Annotated in this window: 12 protein-coding genes; 7 read left to right on the top strand and 5 right to left on the bottom strand. The window is 42.4% G+C overall.

The features are described 5' to 3' along the window. Positions 1-268 precede the first annotated feature (268 nt). Positions 269-1,390, bottom strand: coding sequence for a DUF21 domain-containing protein (locus MSHOH_RS10875; protein WP_048139586.1), 1,122 nt, complete (start codon positions 1,388-1,390; stop codon positions 269-271). Between the two features lie 420 nt (positions 1,391-1,810). Here MSHOH_RS10875 and MSHOH_RS10880 point away from each other — a divergent pair, with 420 nt between their 5' ends. Continuing rightward, positions 1,811-2,950, top strand: coding sequence for a TIGR04083 family peptide-modifying radical SAM enzyme (locus tag MSHOH_RS10880; protein WP_048139587.1), 1,140 nt, complete (start codon positions 1,811-1,813; stop codon positions 2,948-2,950). 452 nt (positions 2,951-3,402) lie between these two features. Here the strand turns inward: MSHOH_RS10880 and MSHOH_RS24665 are convergent, their stop codons facing one another. Beyond that, positions 3,403-3,543: a hypothetical protein gene (locus MSHOH_RS24665; RefSeq protein WP_204245417.1), complete on the bottom strand. Its 141-nt coding sequence runs from the start codon at positions 3,541-3,543 to the stop codon at positions 3,403-3,405. Between the two features lie 607 nt (positions 3,544-4,150). Here MSHOH_RS24665 and MSHOH_RS10885 point away from each other — a divergent pair. From MSHOH_RS10885 to MSHOH_RS10910, 6 genes are all read left to right on the top strand, one after another. Then, positions 4,151-5,341 (top strand): metallophosphoesterase, encoded by a 1,191-nt coding sequence (locus MSHOH_RS10885; RefSeq protein ID WP_048139589.1) that lies wholly within the window; start codon positions 4,151-4,153, stop codon positions 5,339-5,341. Between the two features lie 99 nt (positions 5,342-5,440). Continuing rightward, positions 5,441-5,812 carry a hypothetical protein gene (locus MSHOH_RS10890; RefSeq protein WP_048139591.1) on the top strand — a complete coding sequence of 124 codons (372 nt, stop codon included), beginning with the start codon at positions 5,441-5,443 and terminating at the stop codon, positions 5,810-5,812. 143 nt (positions 5,813-5,955) lie between these two features. Beyond that, complete coding sequence (locus MSHOH_RS10895) at positions 5,956-6,201, top strand: DUF5683 domain-containing protein (RefSeq protein ID WP_048139593.1); 246 nt, start codon at positions 5,956-5,958, stop codon at positions 6,199-6,201. Between the two features lie 102 nt (positions 6,202-6,303). Then, positions 6,304-6,498, top strand: a complete 195-nt coding sequence (locus MSHOH_RS10900) for a hypothetical protein (protein ID WP_048139595.1) — start codon at positions 6,304-6,306, stop codon at positions 6,496-6,498. 390 nt (positions 6,499-6,888) lie between these two features. Then, positions 6,889-7,176 (top strand): hypothetical protein, encoded by a 288-nt coding sequence (locus MSHOH_RS10905; RefSeq protein ID WP_048139597.1) that lies wholly within the window; start codon positions 6,889-6,891, stop codon positions 7,174-7,176. Positions 7,177-7,724: 548 nt separating this feature from the next. Further along, complete coding sequence (locus MSHOH_RS10910) at positions 7,725-8,327, top strand: flavin reductase family protein (RefSeq protein WP_048139599.1); 603 nt, start codon at positions 7,725-7,727, stop codon at positions 8,325-8,327. A 164-nt stretch (positions 8,328-8,491) separates the two neighbouring features. Here MSHOH_RS10910 and uvrB read toward each other — a convergent pair whose 3' ends face one another. From uvrB to uvrA, 3 genes are all read right to left on the bottom strand, one after another. Then, on the bottom strand, positions 8,492-10,504 hold the full coding sequence (gene uvrB / locus MSHOH_RS10915) for an excinuclease ABC subunit UvrB (RefSeq protein WP_048139601.1): 2,013 nt from the start codon (positions 10,502-10,504) through the stop codon (positions 8,492-8,494). Positions 10,505-10,577: 73 nt separating this feature from the next. Further along, on the bottom strand, positions 10,578-12,128 hold the full coding sequence (gene uvrC / locus MSHOH_RS10920; RefSeq protein WP_048139603.1) for an excinuclease ABC subunit UvrC: 1,551 nt from the start codon (positions 12,126-12,128) through the stop codon (positions 10,578-10,580). An 83-nt stretch (positions 12,129-12,211) separates the two neighbouring features. After that, on the bottom strand, positions 12,212-15,193 hold the full coding sequence (gene uvrA / locus MSHOH_RS10925; RefSeq protein ID WP_048139604.1) for an excinuclease ABC subunit UvrA: 2,982 nt from the start codon (positions 15,191-15,193) through the stop codon (positions 12,212-12,214). Between the last annotated feature and the right edge of the window lie 484 nt (positions 15,194-15,677).

Raw genomic sequence — 15,677 nt, forward strand, 5'->3', positions numbered from 1 at the left:
CGGACTATAATTTAAACCTATAGTCTTCAGTGACAAACCTGTTTGTATCCAAAGACAATACACTAAGAGCCTATCCGAAAAGTCAGTAATGCATGTTGAAAAGTCACAATCGGCATATAATATCAGAGTGTTTTTTCCGGTTTTGCATATTGCAGATGATAAAAGTTATAGCAGGTAACCACTTTTCGGATAGGCTCTAAATGTTGCCTTTTACCTGGATTTGTTGCCTTTTACCTGGATTTATGTTATCTCTTTTTATTTCTTTCTTTTATTTCTTTCCCTGTTCTATGTTTTCCTTTCTTCTTTCTCTCCTGAAAGTTGGCCTCCTGACAAACCCTGGCTGCCTTGGAGGAGGTACTTCGCACCCTGAGCCCACGTCGCATTCGATAACGATTCCGCGGAGCAGACGTCCCAGAATATCCGATCCTGTTACTATACGCTTTTCTTCGCCCCAGTAAAGAATAAGGTCCTGGTCAATCACATCATCTTCCGGATACTGCGGATATACCTTGAACTGCCGGATTACTTTCTCAAGCCTGGTTTTAGAAGATTTTACCACTACAGGAAAATGGCAGTAAGAGAGCGGAATGAAAGGCCCTTTTTTATAGACCGCATCCCTCAGGAAACCATCGGCATCAAGTACCATTACAGGCTCATCCGCAGGGTTGGTAATAATTACCCATTTTTTTCCGGATGCTTCAATCTTCTGCAGAAAAGGATCGGAAGGTTCCCTTTTAAACAGAGGAAAAACGGGACGGTTATTTTCTACGGGAAGAGAAATGATACTTCTCTGGTCTATTATGGAGCCTTCATCGGAAATGCTGACATCGTCTATGGAAAGAAAGTTCAGTGCTCCTATCCCTTCAAAAGTGCCTATATCGGTCTTCCCGGACTCGATATGTTTTTCGAGCATAATTCTCATTGCCTGTTCTCTGAAGAGCTCAAGTTTTTCCCTGCCCAGCCACCAGTCAAGAATAAGGGCTGTCGGCTTTGCCACCGGATAAAGCAGCATCTGGTAAAAGCGAACGAGAGGAGTCAGCTTTGCCCCAAGAGCAAGTGCGTTCCTCGAAAAATAAGCCTGAGGTGCAATCTCTCCGAAACAGGTAATACCAAAGGTAGAGAAGAGAAAAGCCGAGGTTCCTGCCATTACGGAATCCGTAAGCAGAGCAATAAGGACATTTATTCCTACGTTTCCCCAGAGCATGGTCGTAAGCAGGAAATTTGAGTCACGCCGGATCTGAAGGATTTTAATTGCATTTTTGTTGTTTGCTTCGGCTTCAATCTCAAGCCTCAGCCTACCAAGGCCAAAGATACCGATTGTCAGCCCTGAAAAAATAGCAGATTGCGTCAGGCAAAGTGCAATCAGTATCCAGGTAATGATTTCATTCATTGTGAGTCTATAACCTCTATAATATCTGTATAAACCTAGTCGAATCCCTTTATCAGTTGATCTCTTATAAACTTAATCTCATTACCTCAGACTTATATCTGATTACCCTGCTTTTGTAGGTTAACTTTATCTTTTATTCGTTTTTGTTTTCTTATAAACTATTGATTTCAGAATTATATATTGACTTCAGGATTCTGTTATCTTTCTAGCTTTTTAAAATTCACTCTCCTTTTACAAGAAAAGTTTTAATCTGCCCTTAAAGTAAGTTATTTATTACAATTTATAACTTAACTTGTTTTTCTCACTTTGATCAATTTGTCTGATTTTGCCTTAGGAAGTTTTTGGCCCCTGAAGAAAGGAGAAGATAACTTAGAAAACTACTAATAATTTAAAGAAGCTTAAAAAAAAGGTGCTTTAAATATGCCTTTTCATGTGATGCTGATCCCCACTCTTGGCTGTCCCGCTAATTGTAATTATTGTTGGAGTTCTGAAGAAAAATCTCCGATAATGAGTATTGACACTATCAAAGAAGTGGTCGAATGGCTTAAAATTTTCAGGCAGGACTCGGTTACTTTTACTTTCCATGGTGGAGAGCCACTCCTTGCGGGGGAAGAGTTTTACAGGGAAGCCTTGCCTTTACTGGCTGAAGGATTAAGTTCGAGGCATATTGCTTTTGCCATACAGACAAATCTATGGAAACTTACCCCGGAAATAGCCGAGATTTTTGCCAGGTACAATGTTCCTATTGGCTCGAGTCTTGACGGTCCGCAGGAGCTTAACGACCTGCAAAGGGGAAAAGGCTACTATGAAAAGACCATGAGAGGCTACGAAATTGCGAAAGCTCATGGGCTTACTGTAAGATTTATCACTACTTTTACTTCTCACTCCGTAAAGTTCAGGGAAGATATCTTTAATTTTTACCTGGATAAAGGTCTAACCCTGAAACTGCACCCCTGCCTGCCATCCTTGAAAGGCGACAACCCTGAAAAATGGGCGCTTGATCCTGAAGAGTACGGAGAACTTTTAATTTATCTTCTGGACAAGTATCTGGAAAATATGGGTAAGATTGAGGTCATGAATATCGATCACCTGTGCAAATGCGTGTTTACAGGCAGAGGCACTGTCTGCACCTTTGTGGACTGCATGGGAGATACATTTGCGGTTGGCCCTGACGGAGGCATATACCCCTGCTACCGCTTCGTAGGCATGCCTGAGTATGTCATGGGAAATGTCTATGACCGCCCGACCATGGCAGACCTTGCCCAATCAGATGCCTGGAAACTCATGCACAAATTCAAGGAATTTGTGAATACTGCATGCGGAAACTGCGCCCATATCAAGTACTGCAGAGGCGGGTGCCCCTATAATGCCATAGTGCCCACGAACGGGGAGGTAAGAAGTGTCGACCCGCACTGTGTTGCCTATAAAATGATATTCGATGAAATAACCAGCCGGGTAAACCAGGAAATGTTCGGGTCAGGCGGCATGGATATGTTTATGCCCCAGACAATGAGACCTTCAAAGCCCGGCATAATGTCAATAATGCTTAAGAAAATTTGAAAATAGGATTAAACGCATAGTTTAATCTTTCTTTTCCTTCTTTTCTACCTTTTCCCCTGGGCTTGTCCCTGGCTTTGCCATCAGATTCCAGAGCCGTTCCGCTTCGAGCCTGTCATCTTCAGTCAGGGGTGAGCTTTCGTAAAACCTGACACCATACGCGCCTTCGCACTTTTAGGGAGGGATACAGGTAAATCAAAAAGGACCGAGTTTCGATCATGAAATATAATTTTGAATAGTTGCAATAATTATAGAGGAATGCCAGTTTTGGGATGAGTTTTATAATAGGATGAGTTTTATAATAAAATGTGAATAAGAAGGAAGTAAATACTTAAGGTCTTTTATTATCTTCCGGGATTTTGATTGATTTCAATCACCAAATCCTGAAAATCAAATATAAGTTTTGAAAATCCCGGGAGATATTAAAAAACCTCAGTGTTCTTCATGCAGACTTCTCATGCGAAAATCATTATTGAATCGAGTCTTGCGGTACCTGCTTTTGTCCAGTAACTGCAAATGTCGCAGTATTGGGTCTCGCCATCAGAGCGCAGTTTCAGTTCAGCGTTGCATTTTGGACATGTTTTTAGATGTTTCATGAATAAACCCCTTGATTTTTACTTTTAAACTTACTAAACGAATCTTTAGAATATGTAACTTTTTAAGATATATAGTTTTTTAGGATGTTTAATATATGTTTAATATAAGAAGAAGCTCAGAGGTGCTGTATCTACTGTATCCCCCAATACAGTCTCTTCGAATATCATGCTCCCCCAAGCAAATGATTCGAAGAAAGGATCAGCAACCTCCTGGAGATTCTTTCATGGCACTGGTTTGCAGTTCTCAGTTTACTCCTCTGTCTTATCTCCCAACTCCAGCACATAGTAATAGCATAAATTATATTAAATAAATTATATCAAAAATTGTTTTCAAGCAAAAAATAGCTTGATGTAAAAAGTTTCAAGCCTATTACAGATCTTCTAATGAGCAGGACTTATGCACTTATAGTACAAAATAAAGTGCACTCGGCTTTGTGACTAGTTTAATTTTTTAATGTCCGTGAAATGATATCGATTTTAATTTCTAGAAGATCTTTCTGGAAAATAAAAATTAATAAATAAAACAGTAGATAAGGATAATAAATAGAAGCATAAATAGAAGCATAAATAGAAGCAGCAAATAAAGCAATAAACAAGACCGGATACGATGACAGATAAAGGAAGGGATAGAAGAAAAATAAGTTTACTTTTTCCCGCTGTTTTTGCTATTTTTGTTTTAATCTATGCTGCCGGAAATTATTATGTGGGTTTACGCTTTTTTCAATCAATACAAAGTCTTATTGAGCCTTACTCTCTGTTCTACTGGAGCAGTTATGCGTTTCTTGCAACATCGCTTTTTGCAGCCAGACTGGGAAAGCGGTTTTATCCGGGATACATTAACGATCTTGTTGCTGCAACAGGAAATTACTGGCTGGGTGCTATTTATTATTCGCTCTTGATATGGGCAGGTACGGATACTCTTCATATCTTAACTAGTTTCATCTTTCCCGAAGCCCAGATAATTAAATACCCGTCATTTTACTGGGGTTTTGTAATTTTATCCTTTGTTTCCCTTCTTTTGTTATACGGAACCTGGAATGCGCGTCATCCACTGATTGTGCACTATGATATCACTATCAAAAAAGCAGTACATAATTTGCCAGAACTCCATGTTGTTATGGTGTCCGATATACACCTTGGCTTCGTGGTTGATAGTGACTGCCTCAAAGCAATGGTTAACAGAATTAATGAACTTGATCCGGATATTGTGTTTCTTGCCGGTGATACTATAGATGAGGATGTGAAGCTATTTGTCGATAATAAAATGCCGGAAATATTGAATAAGTTGCGTTCTAAATATGGCGTGTACGCAGTGCTTGGAAACCACGAATACATTGGTGGCAATAGTAAGCTGGCAGTGGAACATCTACAACAGGCTGGTATTAATGTACTGGTTGATAAATGCATAAAAGTAAATAACCAGTTTTATGTAGCTGGTCGGGATGACCGGATGGCAGGTCGAGTGAATGGAAAACAGCGACTGGAGCTGTCCGGGATTTTAGACGGTATAGATCATAGTCTTCCGATTATTTTGCTAGATCACCAGCCCATTAATCTGGAGGAAGGACAGCTGAACGGAATTGATTTACAGTTATCCGGGCATACGCATAACGGACAGTTTTTTCCCAATACCTTAATTTCTAAATGTGTGTTTGAAAACAGCTGGGGCTATTTGAGAAAAGGAGGATGTCAGATAATTGTTTCAGCCGGTTTCGGCACATGGGGCCCACCTATACGAATCGGTAGCAATTCTGAGATTACAGACATAACCATTTCTTTTGTGGAATCAAACGTATAAATGAACCTTACAGAACACTTTTAAGTTTGTCATTTAGTGAAAACTTACTTTTTCTGTTTTTGAGATAGTTTATATAGATCCACTTTCTAAACTAAGCATATGAACGAGGGTAAGATCAAGAACACTATTACCAGAAGCTTTGAACTTCAGGACTACAGGATAGAAGGGGCGGAACTTTCTGGTTTCTGGGCGGACCTGCTCAGCAAAGAAGAACTGACAGTTGAAGTAAATTACAGGCCTGAAAACAAAAAAACCTTCAGTCCCGAAGAAATAGAAACTCTTACTCGCAAATTATGCAAAAAATGTAGTAATTTTGAATCTCAGCTTCCCAAAAACATAAAATGTGAGGTCACCTTTAAAGATTTCGGGGGGAAAGTTTACAAAACCGACCAGTCGAACTTTGAACTGCAGTCAGGGGAGATAGATGAGGTTAAGGTTGCTTACCGCTTCTATGTGGCTTATTACGTTTAATTCATTATTTTTAGTTCTTTATGTTTAATTCATTACGTCTAATTTATATATTTAATTTTTCTATGTTTAATTTAAAATCATAAAGGTATCTCCAGGTAGAATAATTAATCAAAAAACCAGAAGCGTTTATAAGAGCGTGGAACATGTCTCAACCAAGAAAAAACCCGGGTGTTGCTGCTGTACTATCATTCTTCATTCCAGGTCTCGGGCAGATCTATAACGGGCAGATCATGAAAGGAATTATTTTTATCATTCTTGCCTCGATTTTCGGCTTCCTGACAGTAGTTTTAATCGGCTACATTCTCTATCCGCTGTTCTGGATCTATAACCTTTATGACGCTTACAATACTGCTAGAGAGATAAACGAAAGGTATGGTGGATATTACTAAAAATAAGGACATTAGTAAAATAAAACTTCAGGAAGAAATTTTCTTCCGTTTTTCAGAAACTGACAAATAGAACTCCCACCAACTTATTAATGGTGATTGGGAATGAATATCGAAATCACATTTAATATGATAATCACTTTTTTGCTGATTTCACTTGTTGCTCTGGCATTAATGTTCATTTATACGAAGAAAGTCACAAAAAAAATGCGGGAAGAAAAAGAGAGAGCTGAGGCTGAAAGAATTGCCCGGCAAATTGCTGAAAAGAAAAGGCTTAAAGAACTGATGGAGGAAAAATAATAAAAACTGATCGGTTTCCGGAAAAATGGAGAAAAAGAGAGAAACCCTTTAAACCCTTTATTCTGTGAAAAGTATCCTGCTTAAACGGTTAAAACTAATTTCTATTTTCCTTATTCTTTCTGTTTTCCTTATTCTTTCTGTTTTCCTTATTCCTTTCTTCTGCTACTCAAATCACAGTTAAGATAATTATGAAGCTATCTTTTATAGCGACGAATAAATTAAAAAGAGATAAACTTATTTATTTAAATTACTTTTAACAGTATAACTATAAACTAATGGATTCTCAAAAGCTACAGCCATCAAATATTAAACTAATCTTTAAAGATCTTGATATATAAATAACATAAGAGCCGATACGTAATATCAGAAATAACAGGGGAGGAACTATTTTTGGCTTTTGATCCTGAAACTTCACTTGGTACTTATGATCCAATACTCAATATGGTGCTCGTCTTTTTGCTTGCTTCAACTATAGTGCTGATATCCATGTTTGCCTATGCGAAGTACAGTGCGAAAAAATCGCGAGAAACGGAAAGAGTAGATGAAGCCGAAAAAGAGAGAATGAAAATAGAAAAGGAAAGAGAACAGGCAAGGAGGATAGAAGAAACAGGATACTCGGAAAGAGATGAAAAAGAATATGAAGATGACGACTCTGATGATTCTGATGACGGTGAATAACAATAGCGAGCAAGTGAAGTGAGCAAGTGAATTCCCGGAAAGTTGGAAAAGAAGATTAAACTGTAGCAAAAATTTACGTCCTGAGAGTTAGTATCTTAAACTTTTTTCATACTGTTGAAAATGAATAATTCACAAAATTATATTCTTCCGTGCTTCCTGCTATTATTATTTCCACAAAATCTGAGGAAGAATTAAATGCTATCTCATCGACCTCTACTTCATCGATCTCTACTGAGTTTCTGGTAGTCTTATCTCAGCCCGGATATTTACTGTTCTGCTATCTTAATTCGAGTGGATAGCTATAACGATAGCCCATTGAGTCCTAGAACAACTTAAATTGAAGTTTTAATAATCACTGGTCACACCTGTTGATAGAATCAGTAGCACATTAATTTTATAACTCATCGGGTCAGAGCGTGAAGAATTTGCTTCCAATTTATATTCTCTCCGATAACAAATTATGAATTTCAGATAACATAAAGTATTAAATAAACACAGACTAGTAATAATTACAGTTCAAATACAGTTCAAAATTCCAAGGTGAATGCATGAAACTAAAACCAAATAAAAGAGAACAAATCTTCCCCCTGCCTGTTGCCCTAATTTCAACAATTTCAAATCAGGGAGTCCGAAATGCGGCTCCATGGTCCAATATAACTCCAATTCTTCGCCCGCTTGATGAAGTGCTGCTTGCTTCCTGGCTCAAACGCGACACGCTCACAAACATCCGGGAAACAGGAGAGTTTGTTATTAATATCCCTCCTGTAGGGATGGAAGAAGTTGTCATGGTCTGTTCTCGGAATTATCCGCCGGAAGTGGACGAATTTGAAATGGCAGGGCTGAAACCCCGTCTATCTGAGAAGGTAAAGGCTCCTGGCATTGAAGGATGCCTTGCATGGGCTGAATGCACCCTCATAGAGGAGATCCTGAGAGAAAAGTTCTCACTGATCATAGGAAAGGTCGTGAATCTGGAAGTTGATGAGAACTTTTTTGATGAAAAAGGCAGGATGGATTTCAAAAAAGCAAAACCTCTGTCCTGCATTCTTGGTCCAGAGGGCCTTACATTTACCTGCCCCAGAGACACCGGAAGATCGGCAGACTATTCTGAAATGTTTCTTGGAGGAAAAGGGGTTTTAAGCCCGATGCCCTGAGCTTAGGCATTACTGTCGAAAACTCACTGGCTAAAAAGTTCTGGTAAAATATTTTAACTAATAATGTTTTGGGACTAACATTGAGACAAATAAGAAAAATTAATTTCCTTTGCGGGCAGGTGAGATAGCTGACTTCATCCAAGGCTCAGCCATCTCAATCCACTTCATACCGCTTTTACTTCTTTTTCCAGCCTCTTTATTAGCTCTCTGAGCTGGATCGCACGCTCGAAGTCCAGCCTGTCAGCAGCTTCTCTCATCTCTGCATCCAGCTCGACAATCACGTTGGGAATATCGGTCTTCGGGATATGTTTGGTATCTGTGATATCTACGACTTTTTCCCGTATGGGTTTTCGAATGGTTGTCGGAACAATGCCGTGTTCTCTGTTATAGGCGATCTGCATTGCACGGCGACGTTCGGTTTCCTGTACGGCTTTTTTGATTGAATCGGTCATGTTGTCGGCGTAGAGGACAACTCTTGAACTGGAGTTCCGGGCTGCGCGGCCTATGATCTGGATGAGGCTCTTTGAGTCCCTGAGGAAACCTTCCTTGTCTGCGTCGAGGATTCCGATAAAGCCCACTTCGGGAATGTCAAGCCCTTCTCTGAGCAGGTTGATCCCGACAAGAACATCAAATTTGCCAAGGCGCAGTTCACGGATGATTTCTGTCCTTTCTATGGTCTTGATGTCCGAGTGCAGATAGCGAGCTTTGATTTCATTTCTCGCTAAGAATTCAGTCAGCTCTTCTGCGAGCTTTTTGGTAAGGGTGGTCACAAGGGCGCGATCTCCTCTATCCACGATTTTCCGGATCTCCTGCATAACGTCCCTGACCTGACCCTCGAGTGGGCGTACTTCAATCTCTGGATCAACAAGACCTGTCGGGCGGATGATCTGTTCTACAACCTGGGCGGAGTGTTCCCGCTCATAGTCTGAAGGAGTTGCAGAGACAAAGATCACGTTTTTCATGTACTTTTCAAACTCGTCAAACTTAAGCGGCCTGTTGTCAAAAGCGCTGGGTAGTCTGAAACCGTAATCGACCAGGCTCTTTTTCCTGGACCGGTCTCCATTATACATTCCGTGAAGCTGGGGAATAGTCTGATGGCTCTCATCAATAACCAGGAGAAAGTCATCAGGGAAATAGTCAAGCAAGCAGAAAGGCTGCTCTCCGGGCTGCCTGTGGTCAAAGTGTCTCGAATAGTTTTCTATGCCCTTGCAGCTGCCGGTCTCCTGAATCATCTCCATATCATAAAGCGTGCGCTGCTTTAACCTATGGGACTCGAGCAGCCCAAGTTCGGGCAGGCGCTCTTCAAGCTCTTCAAGGATGGACTGGATTGCGCTTTTCTGCTCCTCTTCAGGAATAACATAGTGCCTTGCAGGGTAGACGAAGAAATAGTCCATGTCTTCTTTCCGCTGCCCTGTTTGCTTATCCACTTCGGAAATCCGGTCTACTTCATCCCCGAAAAGTTCTACCCGAATGATATCATCGAAGTAACCGGGGATGATGTCAATCGTATCCCCTTTTACTCGAAAGCGCCCTGGCATGAGTTCAAGGTCATTTCTTTCAAACTGGATATCGATGAGTTTTTCAAGGATTTCCTTTCTCTGAACCTTATCTCCAACCTTAAGTTCAAACCCCATCTTCTGGAAGTTCTCAGGGTTGCCCAGACCATAGATGCAGGATACCGACGCCACCACAATCACGTCCTGCCTGGACATCAGGGAGGCTGTAGCTGCAAGACGCATCTGCTCAATCTTCGGGTTTATCTGGGCATCTTTTTCAATATACTGGTCCTTGGCAGGAAGATAGGACTCAGGCTGGTAATAGTCATAGTATGAGACAAAGTACTCAACGCGGTTTTCAGGGAAGAACTCCCTGAACTCATTGTACAGCTGGGCAGCCAGGGTTTTGTTATGGGCGATAACAAGGGTCGGCTTTCTGACCTGGTTTATAACATTTGCAACTGTATAGGTCTTACCGGATCCTGTAACCCCTAACAGGGTCTGGAACTGCTCCCCTTTCTTCAGCCCCTCCACAAGTTTTTCTATTGCCTGCGGCTGGGACCCTTTAGGCTCAAAATCGGAAACCAGTTTAAACTGAGGGCTGTCCCAGTAATGTGCATCGTGTATTGTTTCGAACTTTTTATCGGATAACGCCTCGGGTGTCCGGCTGGTAACTTTCATGAAATCAAGACCTTCTTAAGCATCTGGAATCGATTACTGCATTATTACTGCATTTATTACTGTATCAGTGATTTTACTGTATTAGTGATTTCTGCCTTAGCAGGCGGTTATAGGTGATTGCAAACCTGTGAGCTTCATCCCTAATTTCCTGGACAAAGAGAGAGGCTTTCTCGTCTTTTTTGATAGGGAGAGGGGACTTAAGCCCTGGCACATAAATTTCTTCTTCACGTTTGGCTATGGAGATAATAGGAATCCTGAGCCTGAGCTTTCGGAGTTCCTGGAAAGCTGAAGAGAGCTGCCCTTTTCCCCCGTCAATAATTATCAGATCAGGCATTTCATGTTTGTCTTCAAGCAGGCGGGAGTAACGCCTCCGCACAACCTCGGCAATGGAAGCGAAGTCGTCAATCCCTTCCACACCTTCTATTTTGAAGCGGCGGTAGTTGTGTTTATCAGGCCTGCCTCCCCTGAACTGGACCATTGAACCGACTGTGGCCGTGCCTGATAGATGGGAAATATCAAAGCACTCGATAACATTCGGAAGCCTGGGAAGGGAGAGTTTGTTCTGCAGGGCTTCAAGCTTTTTTCTGTCCCCGAAAAATCCGATCTCAACATTTTTCAGGACAAGTTCGAGAAGTTCTTTTTTCTCTCCCTGCTTCGGAACCGTTACTCTCACTTTCTTTCCCTTCACATGCGCCAGAAACTCTACAAGAGATTCTTCAAGTGATTCGGGGACAATCAGTTCTTCAGGAGGGTCATTTTTGGAATAATACTGTACAAGAAACTCTTCCAGAAAATCCTCGCCGAAGGCAAAAACATAATCCTGCTTGTCTTCCAGAGTGCCCTTGTAAACCTTGAAAAGCATAAGATAGACGGTATTATCTCTGACAATATAGTTCAGTATATCCTCATCGTGCTTTTTCTGCCTCTCCATATTTTGTTTTTCCTGGAGGTATTCGAGGGCTGCAATCTCGTCTCTGAGAGCCATTGCCTGCTCAAACATTTGCCTGGAAGCCATCTCTTTCATCTCTGCTTCCATGGACTCGATCAGTTCCCTTATATTGCCTTTAAGGACAGAAGTAGCCTTCTTTACCTTTTCTCCGTATTCCTCAGTGGATACACTGCCTATACATGGCCCGCTGCATGCTCCTATGTGGTAGCGGAGGCAGGCACGTGAAGGCATTTTCTTGCAGGTCCTGAGCTGGAAGGTTTTTCTTACGACCTCATAGATATAGTCCCTTTCTTTAGCAGAAACGAAAGGTCCGAAGAATTCCCCTTCTCCGGTATTTTTCCGTGCAATCCTGATCCTGGGGAATTTTTCCCCTGTGAGATGGATGCAGGCATACCGCTTTGAGTCTTTAAGGAGGATATTATACCTGGGCCAATGTTTCTTGATCAGGGTATTTTCAAGGAGAAAGGCTTCTACCTCGGTATTTGTTACAATGAAGTCAAGGCCCCTGGCAGCCTGCATAAGGCTCGCTGTTTTAGGATCGTGGTCCCTTTTCTGGAAATAACTGCTCACCCTTTTTTTAAGGTCCTTTGCCTTCCCCACATAAAGTACAGTCCCTTCCTCATCCTTAAAGAGGTAACAGCCGGGAAGGTGCGGAAGGGCTTCCAGATCAATCATTTTTGAACCACGTCCCGTTCAAATCTGTTTTGTTCAAATATGGTTTCAGGTTTCATTGGATTTTATTTTTTTAGGGGAATCTTTTAAAGTACCTGTCCTTCAAATACTTCGTCTGCTCCGTCCTCAAATTCCTCTTGCTCTTCTTCAAGGTCTTCATCCGGGTCTTCTTCGAGATCTTCAAAATCGATCTCAAATTCTTCCTCTTCTTCAAAAACTGCCTCTACAGGCTGTGCTCCCGACTCCAGGTATGAGTTTACCTTTGCCAGGAGCCTGGGAGCAAGGAAGCGCCCGGTATAGCTTTCCAGAACCATGGCAATCTCTTCAGGCGTACCTGTTGCAATAATCTCCCCACCTGCGTGCCCGCCTTCGGGGCCCAGATCGATTATATGGTCTGCGGATTTGATAACGTCCAGGTTGTGTTCGATTACAACAACAGTGTTTCCTTTTGCAACAAGCCCGTTAAGGACTGAGATCAATTTTTTAACGTCATGGAAATGCAGGCCTGTTGTGGGCTCGTCAAGGAGATATATTGTCTTTCCAGTACCTTTTTTAGATAATTCTCTGGTAAGTTTGATCCTCTGGGCCTCCCCTCCTGAGAGAGTAGTCGAGCTTTGCCCAAGCTTGATATATCCTAGCCCTACGCGTGTAAGAGTATCAAGTTTGTTTTTAATTGCAGGGATATTTTCGAAATGCTCTGCAGCCTCTTCCACAGTCATGTCCAGAACTTCGGCAATTGATTTGCCTCTATACTTTACATCCAGAGTTTCCCGGTTATAGCGCGTACCCTTGCACTCTTCACATTCAATATAAACATCAGGCAGGAAGTTCATCTCGATTTTGATCAGTCCTTCACCCTGACAGGCTTCACAGCGCCCTCCTTTTACATTAAAAGAGAAACGCCCGTTTTTATACCCGCGGATTTTGGCTTCCTTGGTTTCGGCAAAAGCCTGTCTGATCGCATCAAAGACCTTGGTATAGGTCGCAGGATTTGAGCGGGGAGTCCTGCCTATGGGACTCTGGTCGATAACAATTACCTTATCAAGTTCGGAATCGAATATAAGATCATCATAATCTCCGGGTGTTACATTTGATTTATTGATCTTTTTCATCAGGGCTTTGTAAAGGGTATCATAGATGAGGGTGGACTTTCCGGAACCCGAAACTCCTGTAACTACCGTGAGTAGCCCCAAGGGAATATTTACATCCACATCCTTCAGGTTGTTTTCCCTGCAGCCTTTCAACCGGATAAAGGAATCGCTTTGTCGGCGGATAGCAGGAGCCTTTATCTGTTTTTCTCCCGAGAGGTACTTGCCTGTCAGAGACTCCGGATTTCTCTCGATTTCCGCAGGCGTCCCTTCGGCTACCACATACCCTCCGTGTATTCCTGCGCCAGGACCTATATCGAGTACATAATCCGCAGCCCGGATAGTGTCCTCATCATGCTCCACTACAATGAGAGTGTTTCCAAGATCTCGAAGGGTCTGCAGGGTCTGGATAAGCCGCTCGTTGTCCCTCTGGTGTAGCCCTATCGAAGGTTCATCAAGCACGTAAAGTACGCCCATGAGGTTTGAGCCGATCTGAGTTGCCAGCCTGATCCTCTGAGCTTCTCCTCCGGAGAGAGTGCCCGCACTGCGGGAAAGGGTGAGGTAACCAAGCCCCACATGCTCAAGGAAACCCAGGCGGGAACGAATTTCCTTCAGTACCTGCTTTGCAATTTCCTGCTCTTTTTCGGTGAGTTTCAGGTTTTCGAAAAACTGGATGCACTGGATAATGGAAAGGTCTGTAGTATCCACTATTGACTTCCCGGCAAGTTTGACTGCAAGGACCTTTTCTTTCAGGCGTTTTCCCTCACACTTCGGACAGGGGCGGACCTGCATGAATTTTTCAAGTTCTTTTCTCCTGTACTCGGACTTTGTCTGGTTGTAGAGCCTTTCTGACTGCGGAAGAAGCCCCTCCCATGTGCCTTTGTGGGACCACTGGGCGTCCCCGTTTTTCATGCTCATGTTAAAGTGGATGCGTTCATCCGAGCCGTACATAAGTGCATTGTACTGCCTTTCCGAGAGGGCTTCTATAGGGGTAAAGATATCAAAACCAAAGTGTTTTGCAACAGCTGCAAGGTGCTGGCTCCGATAGCCGTCAAGGTAGTTCCTGTAAAGAGCAACAGCTCCGTCGGCAATACACAGGCTTTTGTCCGGAATTATGAGGTCAGGATCGAACTCCATTTTAATCCCAAGCCCGTTACAGGCTTCACATGCGCCGAAGGGGCTGTTGAAGGAGAACATCCTGGGCTGGAGTTCCTCGAAAGCCATGCCACAGACAGGGCATGCCATATTCGAAGAGTACAGGTGATCCTTTCCTTCCGAATCCACAGCAATAAGGAGCCCTTCGGCTTTTTGAAGAGCGTTTTCGCAGGCTTCAACAAGCCTTGATCGGTCTTCGGCAGGGTCCAGACGGTCTATTACCGCTTCAATGTCATGTTTTTTGTAACGGTCAAGGGAGATTTCGTCATCTGTCCTGTGGATCTCCCCGTTTACCCTTACTCTGGTAAACCCTTCGCTGTTCAGGTCCCTGAAGAGCTGCTGGTAGGTCCCTTTTTTCTGGCGGACTATGGGTGCAAGGATTGTGACCGTTCCCTCACACTCCCTGCTGAGGCTGTCCGCAATCCTTTCCGGAGACTGAGACTCGATTTTTATGTCATGGATAGGGCAGTAAGGTGTCCCTACCCTTGCAAAGAGCAGCCTGAGGTAGTCATAGATTTCAGTGACAGTCCCCACCGTACTGCGGGGGTTTTTGGAGGTGGTCTTCTGCTCTATGGAAATTGCCGGAGACAGCCCTTCAATGCTGTCCACGTCCGGCTTATTCATAAGCCCGAGGAACTGCCGCGCATAAGCAGAGAGTGACTCCACGTAACGCCTTTGTCCTTCGGCATAGATAGTGTCAAAAGCAAGAGTGGATTTCCCAGAGCCTGAGACGCCTGTGATAACAATGAGCTTGTCCCGTGGAAGTTCTACGGTAATATCCTTCAGGTTGTGTTCCCGTGCCCCTTTAATGATGATATTTTTCATTTTCTTTCTCTCAGGTTTTTCTTGTATCAGTGAATCGATTAATGAGAATCTTAAGATGAGAATTCAGTGCAGGAGAATTTTAAGGTGAGGATTTAATTTATGGATATTAAAAGTAAGAACTTAATGATGGATATTTGAGGTTAGTGATGGGTATTTGAGGTAAGAATTTAGTGTATGGGAATTATGATCAGGGTCTAAATGTGTGAAAATTAAGCATATATGACAAAAAGTGAGCCTTTCTATTAATAAAGTGATATAGCGGACTGAAAGTATTAGTCAGTAAAATAGATGATTTTCGAATTAAGATGTATCAAACCAGGTCTACCGTAAACGAATCTTTCATTGCTCTCATTTTTAATTTTTATCCTGTTCTTGTTCAATACTTTCAGTTTAGAGAAACTTTTCCTCCTGCAAAGTAGCATTAATGATCCTGTGAAACCGGGGTAGCGCCCCAAAAAATGAGGAGGAAATTAATCGGGAAAAT

It is taken from the genome of Methanosarcina horonobensis HB-1 = JCM 15518 (genome assembly GCF_000970285.1).
Classification (GTDB): Archaea; Halobacteriota; Methanosarcinia; order Methanosarcinales; family Methanosarcinaceae; genus Methanosarcina; species Methanosarcina horonobensis.